Consider the following 18913-nt stretch of genomic DNA (forward strand, 5'->3'; position numbering starts at 1 on the left):
CCGTCAGCAAGGCTTACCACCCAGCCGCCAGCGATGGCATGTACTGGTTCCGGGGTTTGTGCTTTAAATGTCCCGAGGCTTCATTGTCAAAATCGAAGAGCTGAAAAGCGAAATAGCTGAGCAGAGTGAGGCAAGCAATGACTGAACACGTTCAAGTCGGTGGCCTGCAGGTCGCCAAAGTCCTGTTCGACTTCGTGAATAACGAAGCCATTCCCGGAACCGGCCTCACCGCCGACGCGTTCTGGGCCGGTGCCGACAAGGTCATCCACGACCTGGCCCCGAAGAACAAAGCCCTACTCGCCAAACGCGATGATTTCCAGGCGCGGATCGATGCCTGGCACCAGGCCCGTGCCGGCCAGGCCCACGACGCCGTGGCTTACAAAGCCTTCCTGCAAGACATTGGATACCTGCTGCCAGAAGCGGCGGATTTCCAGGCTACGACCCAAAACGTCGATGACGAAATCGCCCGCATGGCCGGCCCGCAGCTGGTGGTGCCGGTGATGAACGCCCGCTTCGCCCTCAACGCATCAAACGCCCGCTGGGGTTCGCTGTATGACGCGCTGTACGGCACCGACGCCATCAGCGAAGCCGATGGCGCGGAAAAAGGCAAAGGCTACAACAAGGTCCGCGGCGACAAGGTCATCGCCTTCGCCCGTGCCTTCCTCGACGAAGCCGCGCCCCTGGCGGCCGGCTCCCATGTCGATTCCACCGCTTACAAAATCGTCGACGGCAAACTGGTGGTCACCCTCAAGGGCGGCAGCAACAGCGGCCTGCGTGACGATGCCCAGTTGATCGGCTTCCAGGGTGATGCCTCGGCACCGACCACCGTGCTGTTGAAACACAACGGCCTGCACTTCGAAATCCAGATCGATGCCAGCACCCCGGTCGGACAGACTGACGCCGCTGGCGTTAAAGACATCCTGATGGAAGCCGCGCTGACCACCATCATGGACTGCGAAGACTCGGTCGCCGCCGTCGATGCCGATGACAAAGTGGTGATCTACCGCAACTGGCTCGGCCTGATGAAAGGCGACCTGGCTGAAGAAGTCGCCAAAGGTGGCCAGACGTTCACCCGCACCATGAACCCCGACCGTGTCTACACCGCCGTCGACGGTTCGAGCGTGACCCTGCACGGCCGCTCGCTGTTGTTCGTGCGTAACGTCGGCCACCTGATGACCATCGATGCGATCCTGGACAAGCATGGCAACGAAGTGCCGGAAGGCATTCTCGACGGCCTGATCACCAGCCTGGCAGCGATCCACAGCCTCAACGGCAACACCAGCCGTCGCAACAGCCGCACCGGCTCGGTGTACATCGTCAAGCCGAAGATGCACGGCCCGGAAGAAGCCGCGTTCACCAACGAGCTGTTCGGTCGCGTCGAGGACGTGCTGAACCTGCCGCGCAACACCCTCAAGGTCGGGATCATGGACGAGGAGCGCCGTACCACGGTCAACCTCAAGGCCTGCATCAAGGCCGCCAGCGAGCGCGTGGTGTTCATCAACACCGGCTTCCTCGACCGTACGGGCGATGAAATCCACACCTCCATGGAAGCCGGCCCGATGGTGCGCAAGGCCGACATGAAAGCCGAGAAGTGGATCGGCGCCTATGAAAACTGGAACGTCGACATCGGCTTGAGCACTGGCCTGCAAGGTCGCGCACAAATCGGCAAGGGCATGTGGGCGATGCCGGACCTGATGGCGGCGATGCTCGAACAGAAAATCGCCCATCCAATGGCCGGCGCCAACACCGCCTGGGTTCCCTCGCCGACCGCCGCTGCCCTGCACGCGCTGCATTACCACAAGGTCGACGTGTTCGCCCGCCAGGCCGAACTGGCCAAGCGCACGCGTGCATCGGTGGACGACATCCTGACCATCCCGCTGACCGTCAATCCGAACTGGACACCGGAGCAGATCAAGAACGAACTGGACAACAATGCCCAGGGCATCCTTGGCTACGTGGTGCGCTGGATCGACCAGGGCGTGGGTTGTTCCAAGGTGCCGGACATCAACGACATCGGCCTGATGGAAGACCGTGCGACGCTGCGTATCTCCAGCCAGCACATCGCCAACTGGCTGCGCCACGGCATCGTCACCCAAGACCAGGTGATGGAAAGCCTCAAGCGCATGGCGCCGGTGGTCGACCGCCAGAACGCCAGCGACCCGCTGTACCGTCCGCTGGAACCAGACTTCGACCGCAACATCGCCTTCCAGGCGGCGGTCGAGCTGGTGATCGAAGGCACGAAGCAGCCCAACGGCTACACCGAGCCGGTGCTACACCGTTGTCGTCGCGAGTTCAAGGCAGCCAATGGGTTGTGATTGAGCGGTAGACGCGGCACAAAAAAGCCCTGATCGAAAGATCAGGGCTTTTTCATTGCAAAATCACCAGGCCCTGGCTGATGCTTGAGTCATTGCGGCAAGGGGATTTATCTGTGGGAGCAAGGCTTGCCCGCGATGAAGACAGCGCGGTCCTTGGTGAACCGAGGCGCCTGCATCGCGGGCAAGCCTTGCTCCCACAGACGATTTTAAAGATCCATCCCCAACTCATGCTTGACCAACCCCAGCAGCTTGTCGGTATCAATCGGCTTGAGCAGAAAGTCCACCACGCTCAGGTGCATGGCTTCGATGGCGTCTTTCACGTCGGCATCGCCCGACACGATGATGATCGGCAGCGCCGCCCGCGGCGACTCGCGCACCAGGCGAATCAGTTCCAGGCCATCGACATTGCCCATCCGCAGGTCGGTAATCAACAGGCCGATCGATGGCTTGGTTTCCAGCATCTTGAGTGCCGTTTCACCACTGGCGGCGGTCATGCAGTGAATCCCGTCCAACGCCAGGATCTCCGACAGCAGCTCACGAGCGTCCTTGTCGTCATCGACGATCAAGACGCGCTGCGGCGGCAGGTCAGGTTCCAGCATGACGGCACTCAGCGCCTCGCGCTCGGCGTCACTCAAAATATCGTGGTCGGACATGGTGCTCTCTACGTTCTTTAAATCGATCCCCTGGCACAGTGGTCAGACATCGTTCTGCGGCGCTTCAATGTGCACTTCGTCGGATTTTTTTCCAAGAACATTTAATGAAGATTTTTCTGACGCTTGGCGTAGGATTTTTCCGTAAGCCTAGCCCTAGGCTGCGACCTAGACTTACGTCCAATGGGCACCCCGCGCTGAGGGGCCGACCATGGGAGAACAGATCGACCACAACAATTCAAAAAAGACTGCGTAATGGTTATGAAAAAAGCGGACGCCTTCACCCAGGCAGGGAAAACCGCGGTGTTGCAAAACATCCAGGGGACACTGCAGTTTCTCCAGCGTTTCCCACCGTTCAACCAGATGGAAAACGCCCACCTGGCCTATCTGGTGGAGCAATGCCTGCTGCGTTTTTATGCGCCGGGCGAAACCATCATCAAACCAGCCGACGGCCCGGTGGAGCACTTCTACATCGTCAAGCAAGGCCGGGTGGTGGGTGAACGTCCGCATACGGCCAAGGGCGGCACCGAGACCACCTTCGAAATAACCACCGGCGAATGTTTCCCCCTCGCCGCGCTGCTGGGCGAACGGGCCACGCGCACCGAGCACCGGGCCGGCGAAGACACGTTCTGCCTGCAGTTGAACAAACTGGCCTTCATCAAGCTCTTCGCCCTGTCCGGCCCGTTTCGCGACTTCGCCCTGCGTGGGGTCAGCAGCCTGCTCGACCAGGTCAACCAACAGGTCCAGCAAAAGTCCGCACAAACCCTGGGCACCCAGTACTCCCTCAACACGCGGCTGGGCGAATTGGCGATGCGCCATCCGGTCAGTTGCAGCCCGGACACGCCGCTGCGCGAAGCCGTGAAGCTGATGCACGACCAGCAGGTCGGCAGCATCGTGGTGGTGAACGAACAGAAAGCCCCGGTGGGGATTTTCACCTTGCGCGACCTGCGGCAGGTGGTGGCCGATGGGTCCGGGGATTTTTCCCAGGCCATCGTAGGACACATGACTCAGGCACCGTTTTTCCTCTCGCCGGACCACAGCGCCTTCGACGCCGCCATCGCCATGACCGAACGGCACATCGCCCACGTCTGCCTGGTCAAGGACCAACGCCTGTGTGGCGTGGTGTCGGAGCGCGATCTGTTTTCCTTGCAGCGCGTCGACCTGGTGCACCTGGCCCGGACCATCCGCAACGCGCCCAGGGTGGAAAACCTCGTGGCCCTGCGCGGCGAAATCGGCCAACTGGTGGAGCGCATGCTGGCCCACGGCGCGTCGTCAACCCAGATCACCCACATCATCACCCTGCTCAACGACCACACCGTGTGCCGGGTCATCGAGCTGACCCTGATCGACAAGGGTGACCCAGGCGTGCCGTTCAGTTGGCTGTGCTTCGGCAGTGAAGGCCGGCGCGAACAAACCCTGCACACCGACCAGGACAACGGCATTTTGTTCGAGGCCCGGGACGCCGCCCATGCCGCGCAGATCCGCGGTCTGCTGCTGCCCATCGCCCAGCAGATCAACCAGAGCCTGGCCTTGTGCGGCTTCACCTTGTGCAAGGGCAACATCATGGCCGGCAACCCCGAGCTGTGCCTGTCCCGTGCTGAGTGGGCCCGGCGCTTTTCGGCATTCATTCGCGAAGCAACCCCGGAAAACCTGCTGGGCTCGAGCATCTATTTCGACCTGCGGGTGGTCTGGGGCGATGAGCAAGGCTGCGAGCAACTGCGCCGGCAGATCCTCGATCAAGTGGCCGATAACCGTTTGTTCCAGCGCATGATGGCCGAAAACGCTCTGCGCCACCGCCCGCCCGTGGGCCGCTTCAGGGATTTCGTACTGAGTCGCAAGAACGGCGAAAAAGCCACCCTCGACCTGAAAGTGCAAGGCCTGACGCCCTTCGTCGACGGCGCCCGTCTGCTGGCGCTGGCCAATGGCATCGAAGCCAACAATACCCTGGAGCGCTTGCGGCAATTGGTCGACAAGCAAGTGATCGAACCGCTCGATGGCGCAGCCTACGAAGAGGCCTATCACTTCATCCAGCAGACCCGCATGCAGCAACATCAATTGCAAACCCGCGAGAACCTGCCCTATTCCAACCGCGTCGACCCCGACAGCCTCAACCATCTGGACCGACGCATCCTGCGCGAATCCCTGCGCCAGGCCCAACGCCTGCAAAGCAGCCTGAGCTTGAGGTATCAGTTGTGAGCATTTTTTCCTGGTTGCGCCCAGCCCAGCCAATGTTGTCCGAAGAAATGCAAAGGCGCCTGGAATGCCTGCCGACGGCTTCAGCCTTGAGTGAATGCGACCTGCGGGAACAACGCTGGGTCGTGCTGGACCTGGAAACCACCGGGTTGAACCTGAACAAGGACCAGGTGCTGTCCATCGGCGCGGTGGTCATCGAAGACGGCGCCATCGACTTCAGCCAGCAGTTCGAACGCACCCTGCAATGCGATAAGCAGAAACTCGGGCCGAGTGTGCTGATCCATGGCCTGGCGCCCAGCGCCATTGCCGCCGGCAGCGACCCGGCCGAAGCGCTGCTGGCGTTCATGGAGTTCGTTGGCGACAGTCCGCTGCTGGCCTTTCATGCGCCGTTCGATTCCCACATGCTCGGGCGCGCCTTGAAAGACTACCTGGGCTATCGCCTGCAGCATTCGTTCCTCGACGTGGCGGATCTGGCACCGATGCTTTGCCCCCAAGCCAACCTGCGCAAGTCAGGCCTGGATGAGTGGATCGACTGGTTCAAGCTGCAAGTCTTCGACCGCCACAACGCCAGTGCCGACGCCCTGGCCACGGCGGAACTGGCGCTGATCCTGTTCAGCCGCGCCCGCCAGCAACAGATCCTGAGCCCGCTTGACCTGCAACAACGCCTGAGCCACTGGAAACGACGGCAGCAGGCGCCTTCGCTCTAAACCCTCTGCTCCGAGGGTGGTTCACCTGTGGGAGCAAGGCTTGCCCGCGAGGGCATCGCCTGGGATTGACAGGCTGACCGAGTCGCCTGCATCGCGGGCAAGCCTTGCTCTCACAGATTCATTCAGACCCACAGATCGAGTCCCGATCAGCGCCAATTGCTTTCCCGCCTCCGCCTCTGCCACAATCGCGAACAATTCTCGTTACTTAAAACGTCGGTGATGTTCCGTGTCGTCAGTCCCCAGTCCTCATAGTGATTTGGTTGGTGCGTTGTACCGCGACCATCGCGCTTGGCTATTGGCCTGGCTGCGACGCAACGTGGCGTGTTCGCAACGGGCCGAAGACCTGAGCCAGGACACTTTTGTGCGCTTGCTGGGTCGCGAGGAACTGAAGGCGCCCCGCGAGCCCCGGGCGTTTCTGGTAGCCATCGCCAAGGGCCTGTTGTTCGACTATTTCCGTCGAGCGGCATTGGAGCAGGCCTACCTCACCGAACTGATGCTGATCCCCGAGGCCGAACAGCCCTCGGTGGAAGAACAGCAAATCATCCTCGAAGACCTCAAGGCCATCGACCGCCTACTTGGCAAACTGTCGAGCAAGGCCCGCGCAGCCTTCCTCTATAACCGCCTCGACGGCCTCGGCCACGCCGAAATCGCCGAGCGCCTGGGGGTTTCGGTGCCGCGCGTACGGCAGTACCTGGCCCAAGGCATCCGACAGTGCTACATCGCACTCTATGGTGAGCCGACATGAGCCAGGCCCATGCCAAACCGGTCTCGGCCAACGTGCTGGATGCCGCCATTGCCTGGCAGTTGTCCCTGGACTCGAGCAGCGCACAGCAGCGTGAAGCCTTCGCCCAATGGCATGCCGCCGACGAAGAACACGCCCGGGCCTGGCGACAGCTGGGCATGCTTGACCAGCGCTTCAGTGTGGCCACCGGACCGGCGCGCGCCGCGTTGCTGCAATCGCGGGTGAGCATTCGCCGACGGATACGCAAGGTTGGCAGCGGCCTGGCCAGCGTTATCGCGGTCATCGGCCTGGCGTTGTTTGCCGGCGATCGTTACCTGCCGCTGGATTACTGGCTGGCCGATCAGCGCACCGCGACAGGCGAACAGCGCACTCTGCGCCTGGCCGATGGCACGCTGATCAACCTCAACACCCACAGTGCCCTGGACGTGCGTTTCGATGACAAGCAGCGCCGCATCGTCCTGCAGGAAGGCGAGATCCTGGTGGAAACCGGCCACGACGACCCGCGGCCGTTCATCGTCGAAACCCGCGAAGGCAGCCTGCGCGCCTTGGGCACACGGTTCCTGGTCAAGCGTGAAGACGAAGGTACGCGCCTGAGCGTGTTGAAATCCGCTGTGGCCGCGTATCCGCAGGCCACGGACAAGGAACAGATCCTGCGCGAAGGCCAACAAGTGCTGATGCGCCGCGACGGCCTTGGGCCGACCCTTGCCTTGAACCCCGGCGCCGATGCCTGGACCCGCGGCATGCTGGTGGTGGACAACGCGCGCCTAGAAGATCTGGTCCACGAACTGGGGCGTTACCGGCATGGCTACTTGGGTGTCGCGCCACAAGTGGCGGACCTGCGCATCACCGGCAGCTTCCCGCTGCACGACACCGACCTGGCCTTGACCGCCCTGCTGCCGACCTTGCCGGTGCAGGTCGAGCATCACACGCGGTGGTGGGTGGTGGTGGGGCCGAGGGCTGAAGCCAAGCCCTGAAGGACTTTGTGTCAGTGATGGCCTCATCGCGAGCAAGCTCGCCCCCACATTGATCGGGTTGCCCACGAGTCATCCTGTGGGAGCGAGCCAGCTCGCGATGAGGCCATTCGCCCCACCACAAAGCCACCACCAGCAAAGCGAATCTAAATTATTTTCATCCAGCCCTATCACTTTTCAATTTTCATCCGGCACCCAGGCAATTGAGAAATATTTCCATTCAGGAGCCGCCGTATGTCCCGCCCGCTAGACACCCTGTTGCGCCCCAGCCTGTTGGCCATCGCCATTGCCTTCGCCACTCCCTTCGCCAGCGGCCCGCTATTGGCTGCCGAACAGACCTCGAGCGTGCGCACCTACAACCTGCCCGCCGCGCCACTGGCCAGCACCTTGAACCAGATCGCCGGCCAGGCCGGTCTCGCCCTGAGCCTGAATCCGTCCCTGGCCTCGGGCAAGACCTCGGCCCCGGTCCAGGGCCAGTTCGATGCCACGGGCGCATTGCGCGAAGCCTTGCGCGGTACCGGCCTGCAACTGGAACAAAGCAGCGCCGGCACCTACAGCCTGATGGCTGTGCCTGAAGGCGTCATGGCCTTGCCGGAAACCAGTGTGATCGGGGCCGGCCTCAGTGAAACCGCGTGGGGCCCGACCGAGGGCTACGTCGCCACCCGCACCGCCGCCGGGACCAAGACCGATACGCCGATTGTCGAACTGCCGCGTTCAGTCTCCGTGGTCACGCGCCAACAGATGGAAGACCGTTCGGTCCTCAACCTCAATGACGCCCTGCGCTACACCGCCGGTGTGCAGAGCAGCGGCTACGGCTCGGACTCGCGCAACGACTGGCTGTTGGTCCGCGGTTTCATACCGACCCAGTTCCTCGATGGCCTGCCGCTGCCCAAGGGCAACTACATCACGCCGAAAATCGAGCCCTGGAATCTGGAGCGCATTGCCGTGCTGCGTGGCCCGGCCTCTTCGGTCTACGGCCAGACACCCCCTGGCGGCATGCTGGACATGGTCAGCCGTCGTCCACAAGCCGAAAGCAGCAATGAAGTCGAGCTGCAGGCCGGCAGCTACGAACACAAGCAGATCAACTTCGACAGCACCGGCAAGGTCGATGACGAAGGCCAGTTCCTCTATCGAGTCAGCGGTACCGTGCGCGACAGCAACTCCCAGGTCGATCACATCCCGGACAAGCGCTACAACCTCGCGCCGAGCCTGACCTGGAACATCAACGACGACACCCGCCTGACCTTCCTGTCCCAATACACCCGCGACGACACCGGCATCACCGGGCAATTCTTGCCACTGCAAGGCACCAAGCTCTCTTCGCCAGCGGGCAAGATTTCCCACCACAAGAACCTCGGCGACCCGGACTGGGAATTCTACGACCGTACCTACTACGCCCTCGGTTATGCCTTTGAACATCGCCTGAACGACACCTGGCAGTTCCGCCAGAACCTGCGCTACACCAAGAGCGACCTGGAGACCCAAGGCATTTCCGCTGGCGGGCAATTCTGGCCGGCGGGGCCTGAGGAAGCAGTGAGCGCCGATGGCACCGTCAAACGCAGTGCCAGTGTCGTCGACGAAGACATCAGCCAATTCGCCGTGGACAACAACTTCCAGGCCGACTTCCAGACCGGCGCCCTCAGCCACACCCTGCTGTTGGGCCTGGACCACCAGCGCTCCAACAGCAATTCGCGCTGGTTGTGGGGCTCGACCGGCGTGCCAACCAGCAACATCAACAACCCGATCTACGGACAGGATTTCTCCAATGTCCAGTACTTCACCATGTACGACTACAACCAGAAAACCAACCAGACCGGCCTATACGTCCAGGACCAGATCGCCCTGGACAACTGGCGCCTGACCCTCGGTGGTCGTGAGGACTGGATTCACACCGGTACCGAATTCCACAACCAGAACAACGTCACCAACACCCAGCGCGACAAGAAATTCAGCGGCAACGCGGCGTTGAGCTATGTCTTCGATAACGGTGTGACGCCCTACATTTCCTTCGCCCAGTCGTTCCAGGCAGCGGCAGGTTCAACCGTCAACAGCACCGAAGCGTTCAAACCCACCGAAGGCGAACAATACGAAGCGGGTATCAAGTACCAGCCACCCGGCACCAAGACCCTGCTGACCGCTGCGGTGTTCGACCTGACCCAGAAAAACAACTCCGTCACCGAAAACAACGTCACCCGCCAGGTGGGCGAAGTCCAGGTGCGTGGCCTGGAACTGGAAGCCTCGGGCGACGTGACCGACAACCTGAAACTGATCGGTTCCTACACCTACAACGACAGTGAAATCACCAAGGGCACGGCGGCGGAAAAAGGTAAGCGCATGGCCCAGGTGCCGCGCAACCAGGCCACCGCCTGGGCGGACTACACCTGGCATAACGGCCCGATGGATGGCTTCGGCGTCGGCGCCGGTGTGCGTTATGTCGGCGACACCTACGGCAACACCACCAACACCGACTGGGGCCATGTCGGGTCCTACACCGTGTACGACGCCTCGGCCCATTACGACCTGGGCCGTCTGAACAAGACCCTCAAGGGGGTCACGGTGGCGGTGGACGCAAAGAACCTCTTCAACAAGGACTACCTGTCCACCTGCGACGGCTTCTACTGCTACTACGGCGACCAGCGCAACGTCGTCGCCAGCGTGAATTACAAATGGTAAACGGTTAGCATTTGCATACCCACTTTAGCGGGCACTATGTGGGAGCAAGGCTTGCCCGCGATGGAGGCGACTCGGTTTCGGAAGGACCGTATCGCCTGTTTCGCGGGCAAGCCTTGCTCCCACAGATATCCCTCGCCACAAGGTGCCCTTTTACATCCGGATCGATCATGAAAAGCAAAACCATCCGCCGCTGGTCCTTCGTCCACACCTGGACCAGCCTGATCTGCACGGTGTTCCTGCTGATGCTGGCGATCACCGGGCTGCCGTTGATCTTCCACCATGAAATCGAACACCTGCTGGGTGACGCTCCGCAGCTTCGGGAAATGCCGGCCGACACACCGCCGCTGGACCTGCAACAACTGGTGGAAAAAGCCAAGGCCCATCGCCCAGGTGAAGTGGTCCAGTATTTTGGCTGGGACGATGACGACCCCAACGGCGTCATCACCATCATGGCGCCGACACCGGGCACCGAACCCAACTCGTCCCACACCTTCATGCTCGACGGGCGTACCGGCGAGGCCCTGGAAATGCCCTCGGCCAATGGCGGTTTCATGATGGTCATGCTGCGCCTGCACGTGGACCTGTTCGCCGGGCTGCCGGGCAAGTTGCTGCTGGCGTTCATGGGCCTGCTGTTCGTGATCGCCATCGTCTCCGGGGTGGTCCTGTACCTGCCGTTCATGCGCCGCTTGAAGTTCGCCACGGTGCGTCAGGACAAGTCCACGCGCCTGCGCTGGCTCGACCTGCACAACCTGATCGGCGTGGTCACACTGGTCTGGGCGCTGACCGTGGGCGTCACCGGCGTGATCGCCGCATGCGCCGACCTGATCATCGCCGCGTGGCGCAACGACAGCCTCAGCGCCATGGTCGAACCCTACCGCAACGCCCCGCCGCTGACCCAACTGGCACCGGCCACCCGGCTGCTGGACATCGCCAAGGACGTCGCGCCGGGCATGGAGCCGAGTTTCATTGCCTTCCCCGGCACGTTGTTCTCCAGCGAGCACCACTACAGCGTCTTCATGAAGGGCGACACCCACCTGACCTCGCACCTGCTCACGCCCGTGCTGATCGATGCCACCACTTTGGACGTCACCGCCGTCGCCGAACGGCCGTGGTACATGGACGTCATGAGCCTGTCCCTGCCGCTGCACTTCGGTGACTACGGTGGCCGGCCGATGCAGATCTTCTGGGCGACCCTCGATGTACTGACCATCATCGTCCTCGGCAGCGGCGTTTACCTGTGGCTGGTGCGGCGTAAAACGGCCAAGCGGGCAACCGTCGGCACGGAGGTCGCCTCGTGAGGCCTCGGCAGTCGAGTTTCTGGAAAGTGTTTGGTATTCCCCTGATGATCGGTGCGCTCAGCGCGGCGGGGTTGTTCAGCGCATTGCTGGGTGACGGCCTGTGGGACGCCGTCAGTTGGCTGGGGTTGGGCATACCCTCCGTGTTGGCGGTGTGGGGATTGGTCCCACGCCGCTGAGTCATCCGGGCGCTCACTCGCCAGAGTGAGCACCCTCTCTCCTCCTCATACGACAACCGCAGTACGCCAGGTTGTTTCAAACCGCACAGTCTTTGACATATTTATTGACAAATTAATTCTTGACCCTCTATAAGTGCGCCTGTTGTACGACAACCTACAACACAACATGCGACGCCAAATCCAAAAATAATTGATGGTGAAGTAATGAAAATCAAAGGCATCCGCTGGTGGATGGTTGGCCTGGTCACGGCCGGCCTGATGGTCAACTACCTGGCTCGCAATACCCTCTCGGTGGCCGCTCCCACCCTGATGAGCGAAATGAACATCTCCACCGAGCAGTATTCCCACATCGTCGTGGCCTGGCAGATCTGCTACGCGTTGATGCAACCGGTGGCCGGCTACATCATCGACGCCATCGGCACCAAGATGGGTTTCGCCATTTTCGCGTTCGCCTGGTCCATCGCCTGTGCCGCAGCGGCCATGGCATCGGGCTGGCAGGGCCTGGCGTTTTTCCGGGGTTTGCTGGGCCTGACCGAAGCCGCCGGGCTGCCGGCTGCGGTAAAGACCTCTACCGAATGGTTCCCGGCCAAGGAACGCTCGGTGGCCATCGGCTGGTTCAACATCGGTTCCTCAATCGGCGCCGTGCTGGCTCCGCCGCTCGTGGTCTGGGCGATCCTGAACAGTGGCTGGGAGCTGGCGTTCCTGATCGTTGGCGGTCTGGGCGTGGCCTGGACGTTCCTCTGGATGATCTTTTACAAACATCCGCGCGACCAGAGGCTCCTGAGCGACACCGAGCGTGATTACATCCTCAGCGGCCAGGAAGCTCACTTCCAAGACCCGACACCGATGAAAGGCAGCTGGAAACGCATCATCGCCAGCCGCAACTTCTACGCCATCGCCAGTGCCCGGATCCTCTCCGAGCCGGCCTGGCAAACGTTCAACGCCTGGATCCCGCTGTACCTGATGACCGAGCGGCACATGAACATCAAGGAGATCGCAATGTTCGCCTGGCTGCCGTTCCTGGCCGCCGACCTGGGTTGCGTGCTGGGCGGTTACCTGAGCCCGTTCTTCCATAAATACTGCAAGGTGTCGCTGTTTACTTCGCGCAAAATGGTCCTGCTGTTCGGTGCGTCCTGCATGATCGGCCCAGCCTGCATCGGCCTGGTCGCCAGTCCTTACACCGCCATCGCCCTGCTGTGCGTCGGCGGCTTTGCCCACCAGACCCTGTCCGGCGCGCTGTACGCCATCACGTCCGATTCGTTCGGCAAGAATGAAGTCGCCACCGCCACCGGCATGGGCGGGATGTTCGGTTACCTGGGCGCCGCCGCCTTCACGCTGCTGTTCGGCGTCATGGTGACCAAGATCGGCTACAGCCCACTGTTCGTGCTGCTGGCAATCTTCGATGTCATCGCCGCATTCATCGTCTGGACTGTCGCCCGGGAACTCAAGCACCAACCGGCAACGCCGTCGTCCGAGCCGCAAGCACTGCAACCGGCCGTCTGAGGCACCTTGCGGCCGGGTCCCTTCGGCTCGGTCGCACGAACGCGCTATGCTGCGCAGCAAGCCCCACTGATCGAGACGTTGCCATGTCCACCCCCAGCATGACGCTGTTCCACAATCCCGCTTCGCCCTTCGTTCGCAAGGTCCTGGTGCTGCTGCACGAAACCGGCCAGCAGGACCGCGTGGCGTTGCAGCTCAGCCAGCTCTCGCCGGTCAAGCCGGACCGGGCGCTGATCGATGACAACCCGTTGAGCAAGATCCCGGCCCTGCGCCTGGCCAACGGAACGGTGATCCACGACAGCCGCGTCATCCTCGATTACCTCGATCACCAGCACGTCGGCAACCCGCTGATCCCCCGGGACGGCGCGGCCCGCTGGCGGCGCCTGACCCTGGCCTCCCTGGCCGATGGGATCATGGATGCGGCGGTGATGATTCGCTACGAAACCGCGCTACGCCCTGTGGAAAAACACTGGGACGAATGGCTCGATGCGCAACGGGACAAGATTCGCCGGGCCCTGGGCATGCTCGAAGCCGAAGCGATTGCCGAACTGGCCTGCCACTTCGACGTGGCCTCCATCAGCGTGGCCTGCGCCTTGGGCTACCTGGACCTGCGCCATCCCGATCTGGAATGGCGCAAGGCCAATCCGCAACTGGCGGCGTGGTTTGCCGAGGTCAGTCTGCGGCCTTCGATGATTGAGACGGTGCCCAGGGTTTAGCTTTGCGTTGGCTGTGCCGGCCTCATCGCGGGCAAGCCTTGCTCCCACATAGACCTCGCTCAACCTGTGGGAGCAGGTTAGCTCCCACATAGACCCGCTCAACCTGTGGGAGCAGGTTAGCTCCCACATAGACCCGCTCAACCTGTGGGAGCAAGGCTTGCCCGCGATGGCAGCGCACCGGATCCAAAGGAAACAACCCAGCAATCTGCATCACCAGCACCTCCCGCACCTGCTGGTCCTCACGCAACCCCAGCGACCGGCTCATTTCACCTCTCCCAAATCGAAGTTCATCGCCGCCGCCGGCTTCGCCCCGACCCCGTACCAGTCCAGCTTGCGGGTCAGCACCATGAACACGCCCAGCAGGCCGAACAGCAACAGCGAGCCCATCAACAACGCGTAGTCCTCGGCGCTCAACAGGCCGTAGAGCAAACCGTACAAGCCCGCCAGCCCTGCCGAGAATCCCAGGCCGTGGCTCACGCTGCGCAGCACATGGCAGACATAGAACCCGATCAGCAATACACAGGCGCTGGCCGACACCAGGTACGCCAGGGTGAAGCCGATGTGCTCCGACAGCGACAACAGCAGCAGGTAAAAGAATGCCAGCGCCACGCCCACCAAGGCGTATTGGACCGGGTGCACCGCCAGGCTCTTGAGTACCTCGAAGAGGAAGAAGCCGGCGAAGGTCAGGGCGACAAACAGCAGCGCATATTTGATCGCCCTGTCGCTCTTGAGGTACTGGTCCACCGGGTCGATGAAGCTCACCCCGAAGGCCCGACTGCGGAACGCTTCACAACTATCGCTCGGTTCGCAGGCTTGCAGGGTTTCCAGAAGGTTGGTGGAGAAAAACGACGTCTGCCAGTCGGCACTGAAACCCTGCTCATTGATCTCACGATTGGTGGGCAGGTAGTTGCCGATGAAGCTCGGATGCGGCCAGTCGGCCGACAGGTGCACCTTGGTGGATTTGCCCACTGGCAGAATCTGGAACTCGCCAGTGCCTTGCAGACGCAGGTCAAAACCGAAGGTCAGCTCAGGGCCGCCCTGGGCGGTGATCATCGGCAGCGGCACATGCACACCCTGCCCCAGCCAGCCGAGTCGCGAGCCGGGCAGGAAGTCGACGGTCTGTTGGTTCAGCGTCAAGGTCAGCGCATTCTCGATGCCGCGAATATCGCTGATGCCGACACTCATGTACGGCTCGTCGAAGCGGTAATCGGCGAAATCCTTGGCGGCTACACCGTAGCGCTCAGGCACCTTGAAGCGACCATCGATCCGGTTATCGGCATGGAACAAGCGCGCTTCGTAGATGCCCCGGGCCCGGGTTTCGGTGCGGACCTGGCCGTCGAGCTCAAACTGCTCCGGTAGAAAATACAACTCGCCCGCTCGCTCGACGGTTTCCAGGAAACGCACGCCGGTCTTCTCGTTGGTATTCCAGACCTTCACGCTCTTGCGAAACGGCACCACGATCATCGGCCCGATCAATTGCTGGCTGTAGCTGGAGCTGCGGGCGATGTCCTGCAGCACACCGTCACGCAGTTCCTGGCGCTCATCGATGAGCCCGTTGATCATCAACAACGGGATCATCAACAAGAGAATCAATAGGGCGATCATGCCCAGTTTTATGGCGAGACTGCGGTTCATGTGGGGCTCTCCCTGTTCGAATGAGGGAGAGTCTGGGATGGCTGTGTGTTGGGCTTATGGAGCGATTGTGGAGATTGTGTGGAGACTGCCATCGTCGTGTCGAGCACGAACGTCGGCGTCCGCCATGTCCACGGTCTGGAAAGCCTCGCGCAGAGAGTCCTCCATCATCTGCCAGGCCTCCTCGGCCGATTCGTCCGGCCCCAGGTGGGTGAACATATGGTCGCAGCCTTCAAACATTCGCTGGCGCACCGGCACGCCGGCCTGGCGCAACTTCTCGGCGTAGGCCTCGCCTTCGGCACGCAGGATATCGTATTGCGCCGTGATCACCGTGGCAGCCGGCATCCCCGCCAGCGCCTCGACCGGCGCCAACAGGGGTGAGGCCAACGGATCGCGAGCTTGTGCCGGATCGCTCAGGTAGCAGCTGTTGAAGAAGCGCATCAGACCGGCATTGAGCAGCGGCCGGGCACTGGTGGACGTCTTCAAGGCAGGGTCCTGGTGCAGATCCAACGCCGCATAGTCGATCAACTGATGCACCACCTTCAACGCTTGATGCCCTCGCGCCAGCCCCGCCACGGCGGCGGCCAGATTGCCGCCGGCGCTATGGCCGCCAACTGCGAAACGCTGAGGATCGATGCCCAGCGTTTCGGCTTCGCTGGCCAGCCATTCGAGCACCGCGAAGCACTGCCGCGGGCCTGCGGGGAAGGCGTGCTCTGGCGCCAGCACATAGTCCAGATTGACCACCAGGCAGTTCAGGTTATGGGCCAGTCGACGGCAATAGCTGTCGTCGTGTTCGGGCGTCCCGGCGACAAAGCCACCGCCATGGAAATTCAGGTACACCGGCAGCTTCGCCGAGGACTGCGAATGGGGCCAGTAAAACAGCGCCCGCGCAGGCCCCCAAGGGGTCGGGATGGTTTGCTCGACAACTGTGCGCAGCGCAAACAACGCTGCGTCGTAGGTAAACTTCGCCTTCATTCTCTTGGCGAAGGCGCGCAACAACTTGGCCTGCAGTTTTTGCCAGAGGCTCACCATGCTCATGCTCCCGGTTGTGTATCCACGAATAGGACCAGCCGACCGAAAGTCATCTCGCCGTAAGGCATGGCTTGCTGACAGGTTTATTGAATCGTTCGCCGGTGCTGAGAGGAAATTAAACCTAAAAAATGGTTATGTAAATTAATCAATAACAAGATTAACCAAATTCCCTCACGGCAACCTCAGCACCACCTCAACCCCACCCTCGACATTGCCGATACTAAATTGTCCCCCATGCAACTGCACCACTTCCTCCACGAAGTTGAGCCCCAGGCCGGTGCTCTTGCGGCCGCTGTCTGGACGCGGCAGGGAGTAGAAGCGCTCGCTCAGGCGTGGCAGCGCGTAGTCGGGAATCGGCGCGGCCTGGTTGAACAGGCGGATCTCGACGCGATCCCCGCTGCGCTCGGCACTGATACGTAGCCGGCCGTTGACGGGGGTGAAGTCCAGGGCGTTTTCCAGCAGATTGCCCAAGGCCTGGCGCAACAGGAACGGCTCACCGGTCAGCGTCAGGTCGGCAGCGATGTGCTGTTCAACCGTCAACAGGCGACTTTCAATCCAGCCGCCACGCGCTTCCAGCAGCTCGTCCATCAACGTCGCCAGCGGCACCGCGACTTCTTCTTCCAACCCCTGGCGCTGCTCGATCTGGGCCAGGTTGAGCAACCGTTCGATCAACTGCTGCATGCGCACACTTTCGTTGTCGATGTTATTGACGAAGCGCTGGTGCTGGGCGGCGGGCATGTCGCTTTGCAGCAGTTCGGCGGCACCGCGAATCGCCGCCAGCGGGCTCTTGAGTTCGTGGGTCAGCGTATGCACGTAACGCTCGACGTAAGCCTTGCCTTCCAGTTGCGTGCGCATGTGTTCCACAGCGCCCGCCAGTTGCTCGAACTCGCCACCGCGATAATGCGGTACCTCCACCCGCCGCCCCTGGCTGACCGCCTGGGCATAGGCCGTCAAACGTCGCAGTGCCGCGCTGAGCCACCAGGACAGCAAGCCGCCCAGCAACAGGCCCAGGGCCACCAACCCGGCGCCATAGGCCAGCAGTCGCCGCTCGGTGCGATCGACATAAGGCTGCAATGAACTGTTGGGCTTGGCGACGGTGACGACCCCGATGATGCGGCCGTTGTCGCGGATCGGCGCGCCGACGTGCATCACCGAAGACGTCGGGTCATCCGGAACGCTGCGGCTCGAGCGAGCGCCGTAGTGGCCGCGCAGGGTCAGGTAGACATCGTTCCAGCGCGAATAATCCTGGCCCACCGCCACGCCACTGGAGTCGAGCACCACGATGCCCTTGGCATCGGTGACATAGATGCGATGGCTGACCTGGTTTTTCGGCAAGCCCCAGATCGTCGCCGCCGGCTGGCGCTCGCCGTAGGCCTTGAGCAACTGCGGCCAGCGATTCTGGTTGAGGGTGCCGGCCTTGAAATCGTCCCGCAGGATCTCGGCCATCAGGTTGGCCGTGTCCACCAGGGTTTCTTCGGTGGACTGGCGCACGCCGGGACGGATTTCCTCCATGACCGTGTTGAGCACGAAATAACCGGTCAAGGCGATAAACAGCACATACACCAGGAAAATCCGGATCCCCAGCGACATCAGCTGTGCCCCGGACTGTAGCTGTAGCCCAGGCCCCGATGCGTCTGGATCGGCTCGGCCTCGGCCCGGACCAGGCGCAGCTTGGCGCGCACGCTCTTGATGTGGCTGTCGATGCTGCGCTCGTAGCCGGCATCGCTGGCCACGCCCAGGGCATCGAGCAATTGTTCGCGGCTGAAAACCCGCTCAGGTTGCTCCAGCAGACAATTGAGCAGGCGGAACTCGTGACGGGTGAGATTCAGCGGTTTGCCGCGATAGTTGATCTGCACACGGTCGGCATCGACCTGAAACAGCGCCGTGCTCGACTCCGCCGCCGGACGCGGCGCCACGCGCTTGAGGATCGCCCGGACCCTGGCCGCCACCTCGCGGGGGCTGAAGGGTTTGACCACGTAATCGTCGGCACCGATCTCCAGGCCCACCACCCGGTCGATCTCGCCATCCCGGGCTGTAAGAAAGATGACCGGAACGTCGCTGAAACGTCTGAGATTTTTACAAGTCTCGAATCCGCTGATATCCGGCAGCCCCACATCGAGAATGATCAGGTCCGCCGGAGCGCTTTTCTGGTGCTCAAGGGCCGCGGCACCAAGGCTCAGCCACGTGGTGTCGAACCCCTCCCCTTGCAGGGCAAACACCAGCGTATCGGCGATGGCGGCTTCGTCTTCGACAATCAGGATATGAGGCATGGCTTGCGAGCCCGGCAGTAAAGTTGCCGGAACGGTGC

At 61.9% G+C, this 18913-nt stretch carries 15 protein-coding genes; 10 read left to right on the forward strand and 5 right to left on the reverse strand.

What is annotated here, in order from left to right; all coding sequences use genetic code 11:
• The first annotated feature begins 137 nt into the window (after positions 1–137).
• Positions 138–2315: a malate synthase G gene (locus KI235_RS27800; protein WP_212795385.1), complete on the forward strand. Its 2178-nt coding sequence runs from the start codon at positions 138–140 to the stop codon at positions 2313–2315.
• A gap of 206 nt (positions 2316–2521) precedes the next feature.
• On the opposite strand, the gene KI235_RS27805 is transcribed toward KI235_RS27800, so the two are convergent.
• A complete protein-coding gene (locus KI235_RS27805; RefSeq protein WP_003206256.1) occupies positions 2522–2968 on the reverse strand; it encodes a response regulator in 447 nt (148 codons plus the stop codon).
• A 258-nt stretch (positions 2969–3226) separates the two neighbouring features.
• Here KI235_RS27805 and KI235_RS27810 point away from each other — a divergent pair, with 258 nt between their 5' ends.
• From KI235_RS27810 to KI235_RS27850, 9 genes are all read left to right on the forward strand, one after another.
• Positions 3227–5161, forward strand: a complete 1935-nt coding sequence (locus tag KI235_RS27810) for a putative nucleotidyltransferase substrate binding domain-containing protein (RefSeq protein ID WP_003206258.1) — start codon at positions 3227–3229, stop codon at positions 5159–5161.
• Positions 5158–5865 carry a 3'-5' exonuclease gene (locus KI235_RS27815; protein ID WP_003206260.1) on the forward strand — a complete coding sequence of 236 codons (708 nt, stop codon included), beginning with the start codon at positions 5158–5160 and terminating at the stop codon, positions 5863–5865. The genes KI235_RS27810 and KI235_RS27815 overlap by 4 nt, the downstream gene beginning before the upstream one ends.
• A 226-nt stretch (positions 5866–6091) precedes the next feature.
• On the forward strand, positions 6092–6610 hold the full coding sequence (locus KI235_RS27820) for an RNA polymerase sigma factor (protein WP_003206261.1): 519 nt from the start codon (positions 6092–6094) through the stop codon (positions 6608–6610).
• Entirely contained in the window at positions 6607–7581 is a 975-nt protein-coding gene (locus tag KI235_RS27825) for a FecR family protein (RefSeq protein WP_003206265.1), read from the forward strand. The genes KI235_RS27820 and KI235_RS27825 overlap by 4 nt, the downstream gene beginning before the upstream one ends.
• A gap of 231 nt (positions 7582–7812) precedes the next feature.
• Entirely contained in the window at positions 7813–10251 is a 2439-nt protein-coding gene (locus KI235_RS27830; RefSeq protein WP_043042519.1) for a TonB-dependent siderophore receptor, read from the forward strand.
• Between the two features lie 167 nt (positions 10252–10418).
• A complete protein-coding gene (locus KI235_RS27835; RefSeq protein WP_003206268.1) occupies positions 10419–11549 on the forward strand; it encodes a PepSY-associated TM helix domain-containing protein in 1131 nt (376 codons plus the stop codon).
• Entirely contained in the window at positions 11546–11725 is a 180-nt protein-coding gene (locus tag KI235_RS27840) for a hypothetical protein (RefSeq protein WP_003206269.1), read from the forward strand. The genes KI235_RS27835 and KI235_RS27840 overlap by 4 nt, the downstream gene beginning before the upstream one ends.
• Before the next feature lie 204 nt (positions 11726–11929).
• On the forward strand, positions 11930–13228 hold the full coding sequence (locus KI235_RS27845; RefSeq protein ID WP_039013101.1) for an MFS transporter: 1299 nt from the start codon (positions 11930–11932) through the stop codon (positions 13226–13228).
• A gap of 83 nt (positions 13229–13311) precedes the next feature.
• Positions 13312–13941, forward strand: coding sequence for a glutathione S-transferase (locus tag KI235_RS27850; RefSeq protein ID WP_003206272.1), 630 nt, complete (start codon positions 13312–13314; stop codon positions 13939–13941).
• A 261-nt stretch (positions 13942–14202) separates the two neighbouring features.
• On the opposite strand, the gene creD is transcribed toward KI235_RS27850, so the two are convergent.
• The 4 genes from creD to creB all read right to left on the reverse strand — a co-directional run bounded on the left by creD (position 14203) and on the right by creB (position 18875).
• Complete coding sequence (gene creD / locus KI235_RS27855) at positions 14203–15576, reverse strand: cell envelope integrity protein CreD (RefSeq protein ID WP_003206274.1); 1374 nt, start codon at positions 15574–15576, stop codon at positions 14203–14205.
• A 54-nt stretch (positions 15577–15630) separates the two neighbouring features.
• On the reverse strand, positions 15631–16605 hold the full coding sequence (locus tag KI235_RS27860; RefSeq protein ID WP_172681422.1) for an alpha/beta hydrolase: 975 nt from the start codon (positions 16603–16605) through the stop codon (positions 15631–15633).
• Positions 16606–16776: 171 nt separating this feature from the next.
• Entirely contained in the window at positions 16777–18195 is a 1419-nt protein-coding gene (gene creC, locus KI235_RS27865; RefSeq protein WP_003206278.1) for a two-component system sensor histidine kinase CreC, read from the reverse strand.
• The gene (creB, locus tag KI235_RS27870; RefSeq protein ID WP_003206280.1) at positions 18195–18875 is read right to left on the reverse strand and encodes a two-component system response regulator CreB; all 681 of its coding nucleotides are present in this window, start codon (positions 18873–18875) and stop codon (positions 18195–18197) included. The genes creC and creB overlap by 1 nt, the downstream gene beginning before the upstream one ends.
• Between the last annotated feature and the right edge of the window lie 38 nt (positions 18876–18913).

The organism is Pseudomonas sp. St386, from assembly GCF_018325865.1.
In the GTDB taxonomy this organism is placed as follows: Bacteria; Pseudomonadota; Gammaproteobacteria; order Pseudomonadales; family Pseudomonadaceae; genus Aquipseudomonas; species Aquipseudomonas brassicacearum.

Bases quoted from the DNA above. Each gene is read 5' to 3' on its own strand.
- KI235_RS27805 (WP_003206256.1), bottom strand. From the start codon at position 2,968: ATGTCCGACCACGATATTTTGAGTGACGCCGAGCGCGAGGCGCTGAGT.
- KI235_RS27800 (WP_212795385.1), top strand. From the start codon at position 138: ATGACTGAACACGTTCAAGTCGGTGGCCTGCAGGTCGCCAAAGTCCTG.
- KI235_RS27825 (WP_003206265.1), top strand. From the start codon at position 6,607: ATGAGCCAGGCCCATGCCAAACCGGTCTCGGCCAACGTGCTGGATGCC.
- creD (WP_003206274.1), bottom strand. From the start codon at position 15,576: ATGAACCGCAGTCTCGCCATAAAACTGGGCATGATCGCCCTATTGATT.
- creB (WP_003206280.1), bottom strand. From the start codon at position 18,875: ATGCCTCATATCCTGATTGTCGAAGACGAAGCCGCCATCGCCGATACG.
- creC (WP_003206278.1), bottom strand. From the start codon at position 18,195: ATGTCGCTGGGGATCCGGATTTTCCTGGTGTATGTGCTGTTTATCGCC.
- KI235_RS27835 (WP_003206268.1), top strand. From the start codon at position 10,419: ATGAAAAGCAAAACCATCCGCCGCTGGTCCTTCGTCCACACCTGGACC.
- KI235_RS27845 (WP_039013101.1), top strand. From the start codon at position 11,930: ATGAAAATCAAAGGCATCCGCTGGTGGATGGTTGGCCTGGTCACGGCC.
- KI235_RS27850 (WP_003206272.1), top strand. From the start codon at position 13,312: ATGTCCACCCCCAGCATGACGCTGTTCCACAATCCCGCTTCGCCCTTC.
- KI235_RS27810 (WP_003206258.1), top strand. From the start codon at position 3,227: ATGAAAAAAGCGGACGCCTTCACCCAGGCAGGGAAAACCGCGGTGTTG.
- KI235_RS27830 (WP_043042519.1), top strand. From the start codon at position 7,813: ATGTCCCGCCCGCTAGACACCCTGTTGCGCCCCAGCCTGTTGGCCATC.
- KI235_RS27860 (WP_172681422.1), bottom strand. From the start codon at position 16,605: ATGGTGAGCCTCTGGCAAAAACTGCAGGCCAAGTTGTTGCGCGCCTTC.